The 17,525-nt window shown below is 59.4% G+C and carries 22 protein-coding genes; 19 read left to right on the top strand and 3 right to left on the bottom strand.

Translation table 11 applies throughout. The features are described 5' to 3' along the window. The 13 genes from AC1DWQ_RS06645 to AC1DWQ_RS06585 form a co-directional block, all read left to right on the top strand. Nucleotides 1-382, top strand: a 382-nt coding sequence (locus tag AC1DWQ_RS06645; protein ID WP_477668896.1) for an EF-Tu C-terminal domain-related protein, incomplete at its 5' end; no start/stop codon positions are given. A 25-nt stretch (nt 383-407) separates the two neighbouring features. Beyond that, nucleotides 408-722, top strand: coding sequence for a 30S ribosomal protein S10 (gene rpsJ, locus AC1DWQ_RS06640; protein WP_007838118.1), 315 nt, complete (start codon nt 408-410; stop codon nt 720-722). 216 nt (nt 723-938) lie between these two features. After that, nucleotides 939-1,622, top strand: a complete 684-nt coding sequence (gene rplC / locus AC1DWQ_RS06635) for a 50S ribosomal protein L3 (protein ID WP_011481229.1) — start codon at nt 939-941, stop codon at nt 1,620-1,622. Next, the gene (gene rplD / locus AC1DWQ_RS06630) at nt 1,622-2,242 is read left to right on the top strand and encodes a 50S ribosomal protein L4 (RefSeq protein ID WP_011481230.1); all 621 of its coding nucleotides are present in this window, start codon (nt 1,622-1,624) and stop codon (nt 2,240-2,242) included. The genes rplC and rplD overlap by 1 nt, the downstream gene beginning before the upstream one ends. After that, on the top strand, nt 2,239-2,574 hold the full coding sequence (gene rplW, locus AC1DWQ_RS06625; protein ID WP_457281637.1) for a 50S ribosomal protein L23: 336 nt from the start codon (nt 2,239-2,241) through the stop codon (nt 2,572-2,574). Before rplD ends, rplW begins: the two co-directional genes overlap by 4 nt. Beyond that, the gene (gene rplB, locus AC1DWQ_RS06620; protein ID WP_011481232.1) at nt 2,574-3,398 is read left to right on the top strand and encodes a 50S ribosomal protein L2; all 825 of its coding nucleotides are present in this window, start codon (nt 2,574-2,576) and stop codon (nt 3,396-3,398) included. Before rplW ends, rplB begins: the two co-directional genes overlap by 1 nt. A 9-nt stretch (nt 3,399-3,407) precedes the next feature. Further along, nucleotides 3,408-3,686 carry a 30S ribosomal protein S19 gene (gene rpsS, locus AC1DWQ_RS06615; RefSeq protein WP_007866503.1) on the top strand — a complete coding sequence of 93 codons (279 nt, stop codon included), beginning with the start codon at nt 3,408-3,410 and terminating at the stop codon, nt 3,684-3,686. A gap of 10 nt (nt 3,687-3,696) precedes the next feature. After that, nucleotides 3,697-4,026, top strand: a complete 330-nt coding sequence (gene rplV / locus AC1DWQ_RS06610) for a 50S ribosomal protein L22 (RefSeq protein WP_007866508.1) — start codon at nt 3,697-3,699, stop codon at nt 4,024-4,026. Between the two features lie 12 nt (nt 4,027-4,038). Then, a complete protein-coding gene (rpsC, locus tag AC1DWQ_RS06605; RefSeq protein ID WP_457281636.1) occupies nt 4,039-4,947 on the top strand; it encodes a 30S ribosomal protein S3 in 909 nt (302 codons plus the stop codon). Nucleotides 4,948-4,971: 24 nt separating this feature from the next. Then, the gene (rplP, locus tag AC1DWQ_RS06600) at nt 4,972-5,388 is read left to right on the top strand and encodes a 50S ribosomal protein L16 (RefSeq protein ID WP_122954483.1); all 417 of its coding nucleotides are present in this window, start codon (nt 4,972-4,974) and stop codon (nt 5,386-5,388) included. 12 nt (nt 5,389-5,400) lie between these two features. Next, on the top strand, nt 5,401-5,610 hold the full coding sequence (gene rpmC, locus AC1DWQ_RS06595; protein ID WP_431098894.1) for a 50S ribosomal protein L29: 210 nt from the start codon (nt 5,401-5,403) through the stop codon (nt 5,608-5,610). Continuing rightward, a complete protein-coding gene (rpsQ, locus tag AC1DWQ_RS06590) occupies nt 5,607-5,876 on the top strand; it encodes a 30S ribosomal protein S17 (RefSeq protein WP_457281635.1) in 270 nt (89 codons plus the stop codon). Before rpmC ends, rpsQ begins: the two co-directional genes overlap by 4 nt. Before the next feature lie 246 nt (nt 5,877-6,122). Continuing rightward, the gene (locus AC1DWQ_RS06585; protein ID WP_457281634.1) at nt 6,123-6,629 is read left to right on the top strand and encodes a peroxiredoxin; all 507 of its coding nucleotides are present in this window, start codon (nt 6,123-6,125) and stop codon (nt 6,627-6,629) included. A gap of 164 nt (nt 6,630-6,793) precedes the next feature. Here AC1DWQ_RS06585 and AC1DWQ_RS06580 read toward each other — a convergent pair whose 3' ends face one another. Beyond that, the gene (locus tag AC1DWQ_RS06580; protein ID WP_477668895.1) at nt 6,794-7,282 is read right to left on the bottom strand and encodes a GNAT family N-acetyltransferase; all 489 of its coding nucleotides are present in this window, start codon (nt 7,280-7,282) and stop codon (nt 6,794-6,796) included. Between the two features lie 81 nt (nt 7,283-7,363). Then, nucleotides 7,364-8,050 carry a cytochrome b/b6 domain-containing protein gene (locus tag AC1DWQ_RS06575; protein WP_477668894.1) on the bottom strand — a complete coding sequence of 229 codons (687 nt, stop codon included), beginning with the start codon at nt 8,048-8,050 and terminating at the stop codon, nt 7,364-7,366. Nucleotides 8,051-8,238: 188 nt separating this feature from the next. On the opposite strand from AC1DWQ_RS06575, the gene AC1DWQ_RS06570 reads away from it, so the two are divergent. Beyond that, nucleotides 8,239-8,694 (top strand): c-type cytochrome, encoded by a 456-nt coding sequence (locus AC1DWQ_RS06570; RefSeq protein WP_477668893.1) that lies wholly within the window; start codon nt 8,239-8,241, stop codon nt 8,692-8,694. Between the two features lie 211 nt (nt 8,695-8,905). On the opposite strand, the gene AC1DWQ_RS06565 is transcribed toward AC1DWQ_RS06570, so the two are convergent. After that, nucleotides 8,906-9,421, bottom strand: a complete 516-nt coding sequence (locus tag AC1DWQ_RS06565) for a TlpA disulfide reductase family protein (RefSeq protein ID WP_457281630.1) — start codon at nt 9,419-9,421, stop codon at nt 8,906-8,908. 15 nt (nt 9,422-9,436) lie between these two features. Between AC1DWQ_RS06565 and AC1DWQ_RS06560 the strand changes: the two genes are divergently transcribed. From AC1DWQ_RS06560 to AC1DWQ_RS06540, 5 genes are all read left to right on the top strand, one after another. Next, entirely contained in the window at nt 9,437-10,150 is a 714-nt protein-coding gene (locus AC1DWQ_RS06560; RefSeq protein WP_477668892.1) for a DUF4197 domain-containing protein, read from the top strand. Nucleotides 10,151-10,692: 542 nt separating this feature from the next. Next, nucleotides 10,693-11,727 (top strand): cytochrome-c peroxidase, encoded by a 1,035-nt coding sequence (locus AC1DWQ_RS06555; protein ID WP_477668891.1) that lies wholly within the window; start codon nt 10,693-10,695, stop codon nt 11,725-11,727. Beyond that, a complete protein-coding gene (locus tag AC1DWQ_RS06550) occupies nt 11,724-13,532 on the top strand; it encodes a DAHL domain-containing protein (RefSeq protein ID WP_477668890.1) in 1,809 nt (602 codons plus the stop codon). The genes AC1DWQ_RS06555 and AC1DWQ_RS06550 overlap by 4 nt, the downstream gene beginning before the upstream one ends. Beyond that, nucleotides 13,529-14,824 (top strand): sensor histidine kinase, encoded by a 1,296-nt coding sequence (locus AC1DWQ_RS06545; RefSeq protein ID WP_477668889.1) that lies wholly within the window; start codon nt 13,529-13,531, stop codon nt 14,822-14,824. The genes AC1DWQ_RS06550 and AC1DWQ_RS06545 overlap by 4 nt, the downstream gene beginning before the upstream one ends. After that, nucleotides 14,821-17,226 (top strand): response regulator, encoded by a 2,406-nt coding sequence (locus AC1DWQ_RS06540; protein ID WP_477668888.1) that lies wholly within the window; start codon nt 14,821-14,823, stop codon nt 17,224-17,226. The genes AC1DWQ_RS06545 and AC1DWQ_RS06540 overlap by 4 nt, the downstream gene beginning before the upstream one ends. Nucleotides 17,227-17,525 lie beyond the last annotated feature (299 nt).

Genomic DNA, 17,525 nt, shown 5'->3' with positions numbered 1-17,525 from the left:
AGGACAGGCCGGCGACAACGTCGGTATCCTCTTGCGCGGCACCAAGCGCGAAGACGTGCAGCGCGGCCAGGTGCTGTGCAAGCCCGGCTCCATCAAGCCGCACACGCACTTCACCGGCGAGATCTACGTTCTCTCCAAGGACGAAGGCGGCCGCCACACGCCATTCTTCAACAACTACCGCCCCCAGTTCTACTTCCGCACGACGGACGTGACCGGTGCGATCGAGTTGCCAGAAGGCAAGGAAATGGTCATGCCAGGCGATAACGTGTCGATCACCGTCAAGCTGATCAACCCGATCGCCATGGAAGAAGGCCTGCGCTTTGCCATCCGCGAAGGCGGCAAGACCGTCGGCGCCGGCGTCGTTGCCAAGATCATTGCGTAATTTCCGCAAACCATAAGGAATTACCATGGCCACCAAGCAAAAAATCCGCATTCGCCTGAAGGCGTTTGATTACAAGCTGATCGACCAGTCGGCAGCTGAAATTGTTGACACTGCCAAGCGCACCGGTGCGATTGTCAAGGGCCCCGTGCCCCTGCCAACGCGCATGAAGCGTTTCGACATCCTGCGTTCGCCCCACGTCAACAAGACGAGCCGCGACCAGCTGGAAATCCGCACGCACCAGCGTCTGATGGACATCGTGGACCCTACGGATAAAACCGTGGACGCCCTGATGAAGCTCGACCTGCCTGCCGGCGTGGACGTCGAAATCAAGCTGCAGTAAGCAAGAAATCGGGGTTTCGGCCACAAGCCGAGTCCCAAAGCGACAGGTTTTAGCCCGGGTTTGCCATTTTTGGCAGCCTGGGCTATACTCTTGGGCTGTCCTTTGCATATTGGCTTCGTGCCTTTGTGGATTGGACGGTTTTATTAACTGTCTTTCACATCAAAACGTCTGTGGCCAATTGAAGTCGCAGCGGTGAAAGTTACGAAAGAACACATCATGAGTCTGAGCAACTCCCTCGGGTTGCTGGGCCGCAAAGTTGGCATGATGCGTCTGTTTACGGATGATGGGGACACAGTTCCTGTCACCGTGGTGGACGTATCGAACAACCGCGTGACCCAGGTTAAAACCGAAGCAAATGACGGCTACGATGCCCTCCAAGTGGCATTTGGCGCACGCAAAGCATCGCGCGTGACCAAGCCGGCCGCCGGCCACCTTGCGAAAGCAGGCGTTGAAGCTGGTGAAATCCTGAAAGAATTCCGCGTGACGGCTGACGTCGCAGGCAAATACGCTGCTGGTACTGTTGTGCCCGCCGCCGATGTGTTTGCCGTGGGCCAGCTGGTGGACGTGCAGGGCACCTCCATTGGTAAAGGCTACGCCGGTACCATCAAGCGCCACAACATGAGCTCGCAGCGCGCGTCGCACGGTAACAGCCGTTCGCACAACGTTCCCGGCTCTATCGGTATGGCGCAGGATCCTGGTCGCGTGTTTCCTGGTAAACGCATGACGGGCCACCTGGGTGATGTCACCGTGACCACGCAAAACCTGAACATCGTGCGCATCGACGAAGCCCGTCAGCTGCTGATGATTCGCGGCGCTGTGCCTGGTTCCAAAGGCGGTTTTGTCACGGTTCGCGCCGCGATCAAGGCCAAGCCCACCACCGCTGCTAAAGGAGCGAACTGATGCAGGTCGAACTCCTGAATGACCAAGGTCTGGCTTCGTCCAAAGTGGACGTGCCTGATACCGTGTTTGGTCGCGAATACAACGAAAGCCTGATTCACCAGGTGGTCGTGGCCTTCCAGGCCAACGCCCGCCAGGGTACCCGGGCCCAGAAGGACCGTGAGCAGGTTCGTCACTCGACCAAGAAGCCTTTTAAACAAAAGGGCACCGGTCGTGCACGTGCTGGTATGACGTCTTCGCCACTGTGGCGCGGCGGCGGTCGTATCTTCCCGAACATGCCTGACGAAAACTTCACGCAGAAGATCAACAAGAAGATGTATCGTGCCGGCATGGCGTCGATCTTCTCGCAACTGGCGCGCGAAGGCCGTCTGGCTGTGGTTGATTCGCTGGCTGTGGATTCACCCAAGACGAAAGTCCTGGCTGACAAGTTCAAGGCCATGAACCTCAACTCGGTGCTGGTCATCGCTGATGTGGTTGATGAAAACCTGTACCTGGCTTCCCGCAATCTGGTGAACATCCTCGTGGTTGAGCCCCGTTACGCCGATCCGGTGTCGCTGGTTCACTACAAGAAGGTTCTGGTCACCAAGGCTGCCATGGACCAACTCAAGGAGATGTTCGCATGAGCGCCCGTAACCCATCTTCTCCAAAACTGAAATTCGACGAAGGCCGCCTGATGCAGGTCCTGGTCGCTCCCATCGTGTCTGAAAAGGCGACGATGATTGCGGACAAGACCAATGCCGTGACCTTCAAGGTGCTGCAGGACGCTACCAAATTTGAAATCAAGGCTGCTGTGCAGCTGATGTTCAAGGTGGACGTCCAGTCGGTTGCCGTCCTCAACATCAAAGGCAAGACCAAGCGCTTTGGCAAATCCGTGGGCCGCCGCGACAACATTCGCAAGGCCTACGTGACGCTCAAGCCAGGTCAAGAGCTCAACCTCGGTGGGGAGTCTGCGTAATGGCTGTCATTAAAATGAAACCCACCTCCCCCGGCATGCGCGGGATGGTGAAGATCTCCCGGGATCACCTGCACAAGGGTGAGCCTTACGCGCCGCTGCTGGAACCACAATTCCAGAAGTCCGGCCGTAACAACAACGGGCACATCACGGTTCGCCACAAAGGCGGTGGTCACAAGCACCACTACCGTGTGGTCGACTTCAAGCGCAACAAGGACGCCATTCCGGCCAAGGTCGAACGTATCGAGTACGATCCCAACCGCACGGCCCACATTGCTCTGCTCTGCTACGCCGACGGCGAGCGCACCTACATCATCGCCCCCCGCGGCCTTGAAGTCGGTGCCACGCTGATCAGCGGTTCGGAAGCGCCGATTCGCGTCGGCAACACTCTGCCGATCCGCAATATTCCTGTCGGTTCGACGATTCACTGCATCGAGATGCAAATCGGCAAGGGCGCGCAAATCGCCCGCTCTGCCGGCACCTCTGCAACCTTGTTGGCCCGCGAAGGTACCTACGCCCAGGTGCGTATGCGCTCCGGTGAAGTTCGCAAGATCCACATCGAATGCCGCGCCACCATCGGTGAAGTCGCCAACGAAGAACACAGCCTGCGCCGTCTCGGCAAGGCCGGTGTGAAGCGCTGGATGGGTATTCGCCCGACCGTTCGCGGTGTGGTGATGAACCCGGTTGACCACCCGCACGGCGGTGGTGAAGGCAAGACCGGCGAAGGCCGTCATCCTGTCGATCCATGGGGTAACCTGACCAAGGGCTACCGCACCCGCAACAACAAGCGCACGCAAGTGATGATTGTTTCGCGTCGCAAGAAGTAAGGCTAACCCATGACACGTTCACTCAAAAAAGGTCCGTTTGTCGACCATCATTTGGTAGCCAAAGCCGACAAGGCCGTTACCAACAAGGACAAAAAGCCGATCAAGACCTGGTCGCGTCGCTCCATGATCCTGCCCGAGTTCATCGGCCTGACCATCGCCGTTCACAACGGCAAGCAGCACGTACCTGTCTACATCACCGATCAAATGGTTGGCCACAAGCTGGGCGAGTTCGCACTCACCCGGACTTTCAAAGGTCATCCGGCTGATAAAAAAGTTGTGAGAAAGTAAGGAAAAGACCATGGAAACACGTGCAACCCTCCGGGGCGTTCGTCTGTCGGTCGACAAGGGCCGTCTGGTCGCTGACCTGATCCGCGGCAAGAAAGTGGATCAAGCCCTCAACATCCTGAATTTCACGCAGAAAAAAGCTGCTGGAATCATCAAGAAGGTTGTGGAGTCCGCCATCGCCAACGCTGAACACAACGATGGCGCCGACATCGACGAGCTGAAGGTGAAAACCATCTACGTCGAACAAGGTGCCACGCTCAAGCGTTTCTCCGCGCGCGCAAAAGGCCGCGGCAACAGCATCAGCAAGCCCACGTGCCATGTGTACGTGGTCGTTGGCAACTAAAGGCAGCAGGATATGGGACAAAAAATCAACCCAACCGGGTTTCGCCTTGCAGTTAGCCGCAACTGGTCTAGCCGCTGGTACGCAAGCAACCGTGATTTCGCCGGCATGCTGGCTGAAGACATCAAGGTTCGCGAGTACCTGAAGGCCAAGCTCAAGAACGCTGCGGTTTCGCGCGTTCTGATCGAGCGCCCCGCCAAGAATGCCCGCATCACGATTTTCTCGGCACGTCCGGGCGTCGTGATCGGCAAAAAAGGCGAGGACATCGAGAACCTCAAGAAAGAACTGAGCCGCCAGCTGGGCGTGCCGGTCGCCGTGAACATCGAAGAAGTTCGCAAGCCTGAAATTGATGCCAAGCTCATCGCTGACAGCATCACGCAGCAGCTTGAAAAACGCATCATGTTCCGCCGTGCGATGAAGCGCGCCATGCAAAACGCCATGCGTCTGGGTGCCCTGGGCATCAAGATCATGTCGTCCGGCCGCCTCAACGGTATTGAAATTGCTCGTTGCGAGTGGTACCGCGAAGGTCGCGTGCCCCTTCACACCCTGCGCGCCGACATCGACTACGGCACCTCTGAAGCCAAGACCACCTATGGTGTGATCGGCGTCAAGGTCTGGGTCTACAAGGGCGACACGCTGGGCCGCAACGATGCGCCAGGCGCCAAGATGGTGGAAACACCGGCCGACGAAGAACGCAAGCCGCGCGGCCCACGCCGTGATGCCCGTCCTGGCGATCGCCCTGGTTCCGACCGTCCTGCTCCACGCGGTGCCCGTGCACCACGCGGTGCGACCAACACCGCTCCGGTAGATGGAAGCGACAAGCCGGCTGAAGCTACCCCTGGTAGCGAAGCCCCGAAAACCACCGTTAAGCGCGTCCGTAAAGCCGCGCCAGCTGCAGCAGCTGACGGTGCCAAGACCGAGTAATCGGTCTATTAACGGAGAATCAAAATGCTGCAACCCGCTCGCAGAAAATACCGCAAAGAGCAAAAAGGCCGTAACACCGGCATCGCAACCCGGGGTTCCTCGGTTGCGTTCGGTGACTTCGGTCTCAAATGCACTGACCGTGGCCGTCTGACGGCCCGTCAAATTGAAGCCGCACGCCGTGCGATTTCCCGTCACGTCAAACGTGGCGGCCGTATCTGGATCCGTGTCTTCCCGGACAAGCCGATTTCCCAAAAGCCTGCTGAAGTGCGTATGGGTAACGGTAAAGGTAACCCAGAGTACTACGTGGCTGAAATCCAGCCCGGCAAGATCGTCTTTGAAATCGTTGGTGTGCCTGAAGAGCTGGCCCGCGAAGCGTTCCGCCTGGCATCCGCCAAGCTGCCGCTGCGCACCACCTTCGTCAGCCGCATGATTGGCCAGTAAGGGGAAATGACAATGACCAAATCTACTGAACTGCGCCAAAAAGACGTTGCCGGCCTGAAAACCGAAGTCAAAGAGCTGCAAAAAGCCCACTTTGGCCTGCGCATGCAAAAAGCCACGCAGCAACTGACCAACCTTTCCACGCTACGTTCCACGCGTCGCAGCATCGCTCGCGCCAAGACTATCCTGGCCGAAACCATCGTCAAGCAAGGAGCCAAAAAATGACGGAAGCTAAAAAATCCCTCAAGCGCACCTTGATCGGCAAGGTGGTGAGCGACAAGCGCGCCAAGACCGTCACGGTTCTGGTTGAGCGTCGTGTGAAGCACGAGCTGTACGGCAAGATCGTATCGCTGTCCAGCAAGTACCACGCCCATGACGAAAAAGGCGAGTACCACACAGGTGATGTGATCGAGATCACCGAAAGCCGCCCGATCTCCAAGACCAAGAACTGGGTTGTGACCCGTCTGGTTGAAAAGGCTGCGGTCGTTTAAGTCTTGAGTTCAACTTAAGGCTGACTCCGGTCACGCTCAAAAAAATGGCTCACTTCGGTGGGCCGTTTTTGTTTGTGCCTTCTGCGATGCCGCTGGTGTGCCGCCGTCCCTCCGGGCTTTCGAAGTATGACCTTCACGTGCGCGCCGCCTTTGGCACAGTGAGCACACGCTTGCCGCCGCCGCACTACACTTCGGGGTTGATTTCCCCACTTCATTCACAACCCATCCATTCTTGAGGAGCACACCATGATCAAAGTAGGCGACACCCTTCCGGCCACCACGCTGATGGAATTTTCTGAAGTTGAAGGCAATGGCTGCAGCATTGGTCCCAACCCGGTCGACGTGGCCAAGGCCACTGCCGGCAAGACCATTGCGCTGTTCGCACTTCCTGGCGCGTTCACGCCTACTTGTTCGGCCAAGCACGTGCCCGGTTACGTGGAGAAGTTCGCGGAGCTGAAGGCTGCAGGTGTCGACGAGATCTGGTGCCTGAGCGTGAACGATGCGTTTGTCATGGGCGCCTGGGCACGCGACCAGAAGACCGGCGACAAGGTGCGCATGCTGGCCGATGGCAGTGCAGAGTTCGCCAAGGCCACGGGCCTGACGCTGGACCTGACGGCGCGCGGCATGGGCCTGCGCAGCAACCGCTACTCCATGCTGGTCAAGGATGGAAAGGTCGCCAGCCTGAATGTTGAAGGCCCAGGCAAGTTTGAAGTCAGTGATGCCGCCACGTTGCTGGCGCAGGCCAAAGGCTGATCACGCTGCCCCCTGGCCCTTACGGGGGTCTGTCAAAGCCGCTGCCTCTTTGTCAGCGGCTTTTTTTTGCTCTGCTGGTGATGGCGGATTGACGTCGGCCAGTTAATTGCTATCAATAACATAGCTGCTTGCGCAAGGTCCTATTGGCCTGCAGCATGTTTTTCCTAAAAATCGACCTTGAGATAGTGTGCGCCCGGGATCGGGTTGTGATAGTAGGGCGGTATCTCGGAGAATCCCAGCTCGGCATACAGGGCGCGCGCCGATTCCATGTCGTCCAGCGTGTCCAGCAGCACCGAGGAATAGCCCGCCACGCGCGCCGCGTCCAAAGTCGCCTCCGCCAGCTGCCGGCCCAGACCGAGGCGGCGAAACGGCAGGCGTACATACAGCCGCTTCATTTCCCCGGCATTCGGGTAATCGACCGAGTCCAGTGCCCGCAGCGCGCAACAGCCGGCGACTTCGCCGTCGACCAGGGCCAGCAGCAGCGCACCCTCAGGGTCATCGTACTCACCGGGCAGTTCGGCCAGTTCGGCCTCAAAATTCTGGAAGCACAGGTCAATGCCCAGCTGCTCCGCATACTCGCGAAAAATCAGGCGCGTGGCGGCCAGCTGCGCCGGCGTGTCGGGCGTGATGAACTGGATGGAGGGGCGTTGCACGGATCGGCGGGGAGAAGTCGACAACCAGTTTACCGTGATTTGCAACTGGAGAGCAGGCCCGGGACGCCCCGGCCGGAGACATCAAAATGCAGGCGCGGCCAGTGTAGACACCCAGTAAGCCACGCCGCCGCAGACCGCCAGGATCAGCGCCGCAGCCAGGCGCGAGACCGTGTCGTCCCGCGATGGCGGGGCCGGCACCACCAGCTCCTTGTCGCCATGCAACATGGCGCCGACCAGGTTGTGTTTGCGGGTCAGGTAATAAACGATGGCCGCGATGTGCAATACCACCAAAGCCAGAAGCACCCACTTGCCAATGTTCTTGTGATAGTTGGTTGCCAGGCCGACGGTGGCGTTGGAGACAAAACGTGTCAGCGGGCCGGCAAAGGCAATTTCATCGTCGCTCAGCAGGCCCGTGCCGACCTGGGCCACCAGAAATCCCAGCATGGCGAACACCGAACCAGCGCCTATCGGGCTGTGGCCGACACCGTGTTCGGGTTTACCTTGGCCCTTGAGGTAGTTGATGACACTTTGGGGCGCATAGATGAATGCCCCAAAGCGAGACCAGCGCCCACCCACCAGGCCCCAGACAATGCGAAACAGCAGCAGGGCCAGCACGGTATAGCCAAACCGGAAATGCCAGACCATGGCGTTGCCACCGATGGTGCCGGTAATGGCCAGCCCAAGCACACAAGCCACCAGCGCCCAGTGAAAAAATCGCGTGGGAAAATCCCAGACGCGCACCTTGTGAAGATTTTTATTGGTGTACATGCTCACTCCTCGTTTTGTGATTGTTGTATGCAACGGTGCTCTTGATACGGCCTCGCTGCCACTTGGTGCTTTCCCGTAGCGCATAAGTTCCTGCGGAACTTATCTGGTCTGGCTAAACTCAGCCCTATGGCAACAGGCAAAGTGTGTTGCCATTGCCCCATCTTAAGAAAAAACCTACGAGGAAACCCATGAAAGCTTTTGCCTGTATCGCCGCAGCCGCCACTTTAATGGCCATGGCTGCTCCGGCCTCCGCGCAGTTTGCCAAACCCGAAGACGCCATCAAATATCGCCAAAGCGCGTTGTTTGTCATGGGCCAGCATTTCGGTCGTGTCGGTGCCATGGCCAACGGCCGTGTCCCCTTCGACGCCAAAGTCGCTGCGGAAAACGCCGAGATCGTGGCCGACATGGCCAAGCTCCCGTGGGCTGGCTTTGGGCCTGGCACCGACAAAGGCGGCAATACCAAGGCCAAGCCTGAAATCTGGGCTGAACAAGCCAAGTTCAAGGAAGGCCACGAAAAGCTGGTCGCAGAGACCGCCAAGCTGGCCGCCGCGGCCAAGACCGGCAACCTTGACAACCTGAAGACCGCCTTTACGGCTACGGCCGGCAGTTGCAAGGCTTGCCACGACGCGTTTCGGGCTCAGTAGCCCTCTGTTGAAGCTCACTTCGTGTAGCTTCCTCTCCCCCTCAGGGGGACAGGCGCCTTGCGCCCGGCGAAGCCAGACCCGCGGCCCCTGCTGGCTAAATCGTGGACATGGGTGCTGCTATTAAATTCATAGCTGGTTGCGCCCGTCCCATATGGTCAAAAGGCCTGTTTCATTGCTGAAACAGGCCTTTTTTTCGGGCGGGGAACGCTTATCAGGTCTCTTTGAGAAGTTTTTCGATCAGCTGGTGCAGCGCCGCAAAGTCGGGCTCACCCACGTACTGCTTGACGATCTCGCCGCGCTTGTTGACCAGGTAGGTGGTGGGTGTGAGCTGGACATCGCCCCATGCTTTGGCCACTGCGCCTGTGTTGTCGATCGCCACCTTGAAGGGCAGCTGGCGCGTTTGCGTGTAATTGACGACATAGCTGGGTGGGTCGTAGCTCATGGCCACGGCCAGCGTGTCGTAGCCTTGGGATTGGTATTTGTTGTAGGTCGAGATGACCTTCGGCATTTCTGCCACGCAGGTCACACAGCTCGTGGCCCAGAAATTGACCAGGGTGACCTTGCCTTTGAGGTCGGCGGTGGTTTTTTTGCTACCGTCCAGCAACACAAAGGTCGACTCCGGCGCGGCCTCGGCGCCGCCACATCCCGGCAGGCAGGCAAGGGCCGCCACAGCCAAAATACCGGCCAGTGCCGTGCGGCATACTGTCAGGCGGGATGTCAATTTCATTGGAAGGACCTCATCATGCAACGTCGCAATTTTAACCAGGCCGGCGTCAGCGCGTTGGGCGCACTGATATTGGCCGCTTACCACCAGGCCCACGCACTTTCGCTGGGAGACCTGTCCGGCATCAGCAATGCCGACGCCAGCGCCGGCCTGAAAACAGCCCTTGAAAAGGGCGCTGTCGCCGCCGTCGCCCTGCTGGGCAAGACAGATGGATTCCTCGGCAACCCAAAAGTTCGCATTCCCTTGCCCGGATATCTCGAAGATGCGTCGAAATTGCTGAAAAACTTCGGCCAGGGCAAGCGGATCGATGAACTGGTGACGTCCATCAACCGGGCCGCTGAAGCTGCCGTGCCCATGGGAAAGGACCTGCTGGTCAATGCGGTACGCACCATGAATGTGAATGACGCCAAGAACATCCTGACGGGTGGCGAAACCTCGGTGACCACTTTCTTTGCCGAGAAGACCCGCACCCCGCTGGGCGTGAAGTTTCTGCCCGTGGTGACCAAAGCCACCGAAAAAGTCGGCCTGGCCAACAAGTACAACGAATTCGCCGGCAGGGCCGCCGGCTTTGGCCTGGTCAAGAAAGAAGACGCCAACATCCAGCAGTACGTGACCGGCAAATCGCTGGACGGCCTGTACCTGATCATCGGCGAGGAAGAAAAGAAGATCCGGCAAGACCCGGTAGGCACGGGCAGCGCCATCCTCAAGAAGGTCTTCGGATCCATGAAATAACGGGTTTTCTGAAATATTGCATCGGAAATTGGCTTCCAGCCTATATAGGGCGGGCGCAGGCAGCTATTAAAAAATGAGCGACATCAAGGGCGGAGCAGCGGGATCTGGTTCAGGAACAGAGACGGCGTCTTCATGGGTCGGGCGGCCCCGAAAAAACGCATTTACTTACATGCGGCTGGTAAATATGACCACGCGGGAAATGCCTTAACAGCCCCGCCGATAAACGTGCTCTGATCAGGTTGCAGCGAACGGTCTGGAGCGGCTGCAGATACCGCGGATCACCGACGGTATGTGAAGAATGCCGCTCAAGCCGCCAAGCTGGGTTATGCAGGCTTCGTCCCGTGGCTGGGGGGCAACGGATGGACGCCGGCATGAAGCGCCGCCACGTCAGCAAATCCGGACAATTGCCGAAACATGGATTTATCATCAAGACGGACAGCCACCGCTTCTCAGCGGGTGGCAACCTTGCGGTTCACGCTTCGGGGTTGCGTCCGGTTCGGATTCGCGCTTCGCACTCCCGCACGAAACCCACGAGGTGAGCCATGAACGAGCACCCCGATCCATGCCCCAGGGGCGCCAGCCGAGCCCCTTTTGCCGCCACGGTTTCGGTGGTTGCAGGATTGGGTGAGCGGCTAAAGTTGCTGCTGGCTCTGCTGACGTTCGCCTCTCATGCCGCCTTCGCGGCCCCCTTGCTCAATGAGCCCATCCAGCCAATCCCCCTCACGCTGAAGCAGGACCCGGCCCGTGCCGAAATCGGGCGGCAGCTATTTCACGATCCACGCCTGTCCGGAAACGGGCGCGTGTCTTGTTTCAGCTGCCATGATTTGAGCAAGGGCGGCGGTGACGGCCGTGACCGCTCCGTCGGGCTTAACGGTGGACTGACCGGTGTCAATGCCCCGACGGTGTTCAATGCGGCGCTCAATTTCAGGCAATTCTGGAACGGCCGCGCCGAATCGCTGGAGTCCCAGGTAGACCATGTCATGCTGAACCCGATCGAGATGGGGGCGAAGTGGGAAGATGTGGTTCGCAAGATAGCGGACGACGCGAAATACAAAAGTGCGTTTGGTGCGGCCTACAAAGACGGCGTGACCAAAGCCAATATCCAGAACGCCATCGCGACATTCGAACGGACGCTGATCACACCCAACTCACGCTTCGACAAATATTTGCGTGGTGACGCCAACGCCATTACCGACGCGGAGAAGGTCGGCTACGCCAAGTTCAAGCAGTACGGGTGCGTCGCCTGCCACCAGGGCGTCAACGTGGGCGGCAACATGTTCCAGAAATTCGGCGTCATGGGCGACTACTTCGCAAAGCGTGGCAACCCGACGGAGGCCGATCTTGGCCGGTACCTCGTCACGAAGGTGGAAAGCGACAAGCACGTCTTCAAGGTACCGAGCCTGCGCAACATCGCGCTGACGGCGCCGTATTTTCACGATGCCTCGGCCAAGACACTGGAAGATGCCGTCGATGTCATGTTCAGGTACCAGCTCGGACGCGTTGCCTCCAGGGAGGACAAGGAATCCATCGTCAAGTTCCTCAATACGCTCACCGGCGAACGGGACTTCAAACCGTGAAAAAAAAGAATCAACTTGCCCTGGCGCCTATGGCGGCGGTCACCGCCGTGCTGCTGTTCATCCTGGTGTTCCTGTATAGCAAAACCCAAAGCTTCGACGAGTCGCACTACTTTGAGGATATGGCCGTGCTGCGTCACCTGAAGCAGCTGGACGCGCAATGGGAGCTGGATGTGCTGAAGTCCAGGATCGGGATCAACACGCACTACGATGCGCTGGCCGATAACCAGGGCGAGATGGCCCGGCTCATGGAACAACTCGAGTCGGGTACCGACGCCCACAAGCACGATGCATCCGGGCAGGTGGACAAGCTCGCGTCGCTGGAACGCGCCGTGCAGGACAAAGCCGTCCTGATCGAGCAATTCAAGTCGCACAACTCCGTGCTGCGAAACTCGCTGGCCTTTCTTCCCACCGCAGCGGAAGATGTCCAGCAGTCGCTCGGGCCCGGCCGCGGTACCACAGAGCTGGCGCTCCGGCAGATTTCGTCTGACGTCAGCAGGCTGCTGCTCGCGAGCATGCTGTACAGCCAGAGCCCGACCGACGAAAAGGGTGCCGAGATAGAAGAGGAACTGGGCCGGCTTGACGGCAAGCTGCGCCATACTCCGCCGGGCATTTCCGACAGGCTGGGGATCTTCCGCGCGCATGTCCAGACCATCCTGCGCGAACAAAAAACAGTCAATGAACTTCTCGCGGGTATTTCTTCGGCACCGACCGCCAAATTGCTCGATGCGGCCAACGATGCATCAACGATCGAGCAGCAGCGCGCGGGGGTGGAGGGCGAGCGCTACGGCCGCTACCTGCTGATTTTCTCTGCGGTGCTGGTGGCCCTGCTGCTGTATGCAGCCCTTCACGTGTTGCGCAGCCATGCCGTGATCCGGCGCGTCAACACGGAACTCCAGGCGGCCAATGAGCACCTTGAACAGCGCGTGCAGGAACGGACACAGGAGCTGCGCCAGGCGCAAAGCGAGCTGATGACCGCGGCGCGCCAGGCGGGCATGGCAGAGATCGCCACCAATGTGCTGCACAACGTGGGCAACATCCTCAACAGCGTCAACGTCTCGGCCGACCTCATCGGCAGCACCTTGCACAAATCAAGGGTGCAGGGGCTTTCCCGGGGCGTGCAGCTGATGAACGAGCACGCCGCGGACCTTGCCCACTTTCTGGTTCACGACGAGAAAGGCAAGATACTGCCCGGCTATTTGAATGGGATCTCCCAGACCCTGGTGCAGGAGCAGCAGGGCATGCTCAAGGAGCTGGAACTCCTCACCAGAAGCATCGACCACATCAAGGACGTCGTTGCCACCCAGCAATCGTACGCAGGCGGGAGCAGCATTGTTGAACCGGTGCAGATCTGTGACCTGGTGGAGGACGCCCTGCGAATGAACGGTGTCTCACTGGCGCGCCACGGGGTCACTGTGGTGAAGGAGTTCGCGCAGGTGCCAGAAGCGCTGCTGGACCGTTCCCGGGTGCTGCAGATTCTCGTGAACCTGATCAGCAACGCCAAAAATGCCATGGCGGGTATGTCGGCCGCATCGCACCAGATCACATTGCGGGTGGAGCCTGTTGGCGAGTCGACCTTGCGGGTCTCTGTCATGGATAAGGGAGAGGGGATACCGGCGGAAAACCTCACGCGGATTTTCTCGCACGGATTTACGACGCGCAAAACAGGCCACGGCTTTGGTTTGCACAGTTGCGCGCTGGCGGTCAGCCAGATGGGCGGGACACTTTCCGCTCACAGCGACGGGCCGGGTCTGGGGGCCACCTTCACACTGGAGCTGCCAATGGATATCGCGCAGACCAAATCATGACGCAGCTACAGAACCAGCGCATCCTGCTGATCGACGACATGCTGTCGATCCATGAGGACTTTCGCAAAATCCTCGCGGCGAAACCGGTGGCGCGTGATCTGGACGTTGCCGAAACCGAGTTGTTTGGTGAGGTCACGCAGATTTCCTACGGTGATTTTGAACTGGACTCCGCTTATCAGGGCGCCGAAGGTGTGGCCAAGGTGGAGGAATCCATCCGGGCCGGGCGGCCCTATGCCATGGCTTTTGTGGACATGCGCATGCCGCCGGGCTGGGACGGGGTGGAGACCATCGAGCGGCTTTGGCGTGTTGATCCGCATGTGCAGATCGTGATCTGCACAGCCTACTCCGACCACCCTTGGGAAAATGTGCTGGCGCGGCTGGACGTGCAGGACCGCCTGCTGGTGCTCAAAAAGCCATTCGACATGATCGAAGTCAGCCAGCTCGCGAGAACACTGACCGCCAAATGGGAGCTGGCGCGGCGCGCGGCAGCACAGGTGAGCAGCCTGGAAGATACCGTGCAGGATCTCAGGGCAACCGAAGCGGCTTTGCGCCAGTCCAACAAGGAACTCGAAGCCTTCTCGTATTCGCTCGCGCATGACTTGCGCTCTCCCCTGAACTCGATTGACGGCTTCAGCCATTTGCTGCAAAAGGCCGTCAGCGGTGATGCGGCGGAACGCGCGAGGCATTACCTGAGCCGGATACGCGAGGGAGTCAGGCAAATGGGTGAGCTCACGGATGGCCTTCTGCTGCTGGCCCAGGTGTCCCGTACCAACCTGAAGATCGAGACAGTCGACCTCACGGCAATAGCCGAGCGCGTGCGCGGTGACTGCCAGAAACGCAATACCGCGCGGGATGTGAAAGTCCACATAACGCCCAACCTTGTCGCTGTGGGTGACTCCGCGTTGCTGTGCCAGGTAATGGAAAACCTTATTTCCAATGCATGGAAGTTCACCGTCCATGCCACTGCCCCCGAGATCTGGGTTGGGGCGCAGCACCCCGACAACGAAAGTACAGTTTATTTTGTCCGTGATAACGGCGTCGGGTTTGACATGACGTACGCGGACAAATTGTTCGGTACCTTCCAGCGCCTGCATTCACCGGGTGAGTTTGCAGGGATGGGAATCGGGCTGGCAAGCGCTCACCGGATCATTTCCCGTCACGGCGGTCGTATCTGGGCCGAAGGGGCGGTGGGGCAAGGTGCCACATTTTTCTTCACCATACCATCGCCTGTGCGGCAACACTCGCCCGATGAAAGCCCGGCTGATGCGAAAAAACACAGGAGCCAGCCATGACTCAACTGCAGAACCGGCGCATTTTGCTGATCGACGACATGCCGTCCATCCACGAAGACTTCCGGAAAATTCTTGCGTCCAGACCGGTTGCGCATGACCTGGACGATGCCGAAGCCCTGTTGTTTGGCGACGCCGCACCGGTGTCCGATGATGGCTTTGAGCTGGACTCGGCCTACCAGGGACGTGAGGGTCTGGACAAGGTCGAGGCATCCGTTCGGGCCGGGCGGCCCTATGCCATGGCCTTTGTGGACATGCGCATGCCGCCGGGCTGGGATGGTGTGGAGACCATCGAACGGCTCTGGCGCGTTGATCCAAAGGTACAGATCGTCATCTGCACCGCCTACTCCGACCACGCCTGGGAAGATGTGTTCGCGCGGCTGGAGGCCCGGGATCGCCTCCTGATTCTGAAAAAACCATTTGATCCGGTTGAAGTCAGCCAGCTGGCAAGAATGCTGACCACCAAATGGGAGCTGGCGCAGCAGGCGGCAGCGCAGGTGAGCGGCCTGGAGGAGGCCGTGCAGGAGCGCACCCGCGCCTTGCATGACAGCGAATCACAACTGCGCCAGATCACGGACAGCGTGCCCGCCTTGATTGCCTATATCGACGCCGAACAGCGCTTTCAGTTCCATAACCTTGCCTACGAAGAAGTTCTTGGCCTGAAGCACGACCAGATCCACGGCAAGACCATGCGTGAGCTGATGGGCGACGAGCTCCACGAAAAAGAGCGGGGCAAGATTGAAGAGGCGCTCGCTGGTTACGCGGCGCAATACGACCGCACGCAGGCCACGTCGGATGGCCAGCTGCGCGACTACGTCATGCAGTACTTTCCACGCTACGGCGAAAACGAGGACGAAGGCAAGGTTGTCGGCTTCTTCTCGCTGGGCACCGATGTGACCGAACTCAAGCGCATTGACCGCATGAAGAGTGAGTTTGTCTCTACCGTCAGTCATGAGTTGCGCACCCCGCTGACCTCCATTCGCGGCTCACTGGGCCTGATCGCCGGCGGCGTGGCCGGTGAGCTGCCGGCCATGGCCAAAAACCTGGTCGGCATCGCTACCAACAATTGCGAACGGCTCATCAGGTTGATCAACGACATTCTTGACAGCGAAAAAATCGAATCCGGAAAAATGCGGTTTGACTTCCAGCAGATGGAACTGCAACCTTTGCTGACGCAAGCCCTGACGGCCAACGAAGGCTTCGCAGGCCAGCACAACGTCAAGCTGGTTCTGGATGCCCCGGCAGAAGCGGTAAGGGTCAGCGTCGACAGCGACAGGCTGACCCAGGTCATTACCAACCTGTTGTCCAACGCGGTGAAATTCGCGCCGGCCCAGTCCCGTGTGGAAGTCCGGCTGCTGTGCAAGAGCGGCAGGGTCCGGGTGGAAGTCGCCGACAGCGGCCCCGGCATTCCCGAAGAGTTCCGAAAGCGCATCTTTCAGAAATTCTCGCAAGCCGACACATCGGACACCCGAAAAATGGGTGGTACGGGCCTGGGCCTGAACATCTCGCGTGCCATCGTGGAGCGGATGGGCGGCCAAATCGGGTTCACGACGGAAACCGGCGTCGGAACTGTTTTCTTCTTTGAGCTGCCCGAGGCGGTGCCGGCGCCGATTCAGACCAGCATCAGGTCCGGCGCAGCGACCAGGCCGCTCATCCTGGTCTGCGAAGACGATCCCGACATTGCCCGCCTGATCAACCTGATGCTTGATAAAGGCGGCTTTGACTCGGACATGGTGCACAGCGCAGGGCAGGCGCTGGAGCAAGTCATGCTGATGCCCTACGCTGCCATGACGGTCGACCTGAACCTGCCCGACCAGGACGGCATCAGCCTGATCCGGGCACTGCGCCGCGAAGAGGCGACGAAAGACCTGCCGATCGTGGTGGTTTCAGCAAATGCTGAAGAAGGCGAGCTCGAGTTCAATACCCAGCCGCTGGCGGTTTCAACATGGCTGGAAAAACCCATCGACGAGAACCTCCTGATCCTCAGTTTGCACCGTGCCATCGGTAACATGGCCGAAGGCCGGCCGCGCATTCTGCATGTCGAGGACGACCTCGACATACAGCGCATTGCCGCCGCCATTGCCCAGGACTTTGCCACCTTCGAATTTGCCGCCACGCTGCGCGAGGCACGCGACCAGCTTGCGCGCCGCCGCTACGACCTGGTGCTGCTCGACCTGACGTTGAAAGACGGCTCGGGCTGGGGGCTGCTGGACACCATTGAAGCACTGGACATCGTGCCGCCAGTGGTCGTGTTTTCTGCGCACGATGTGGAGCCGAAGCAAAGCCAGCGCGCAGAAGCGGTACTAGTGAAGGCACACACTTCCAACGAGCAGTTGATCCGCACCCTGCAGCGGGTGCTCGATGAAAGCCTGTGGGGGACGGTTCACCCACCTCTAAGCGCCTGAAATAGATCCACCCCCGTCCAGGCTCACTGGCGTGTAGCCTGTTCCCCCCTCGAGGGGGCGGCGCCTGGGGCCGGCGAAGCCGGACCCTCGGCCCCCGCTGGTGGAATACCCCTGTTAGTTACGCCATTGGACTCTTCACGCCAGCGGATGCCGTGGAACCGGCTTTGCCGGGCCGCAGGCACCGTCCCCTGCAAGGGGAAAAGGGCTACACGCAGTGAGCCCGATAGGGGTGCACCAATTTTTCGGCTTTGCCAGACCGCAGGCGGGCGGCCCCCTCGGGGGGCAGGGAGCTACACGAA

This window comes from Polaromonas sp. P2_G11, from assembly GCF_056403595.1.
The sequence above is the reverse complement of the archived record's forward strand: the minus strand, read 5'-3'. Positions and strand labels throughout refer to the sequence as shown.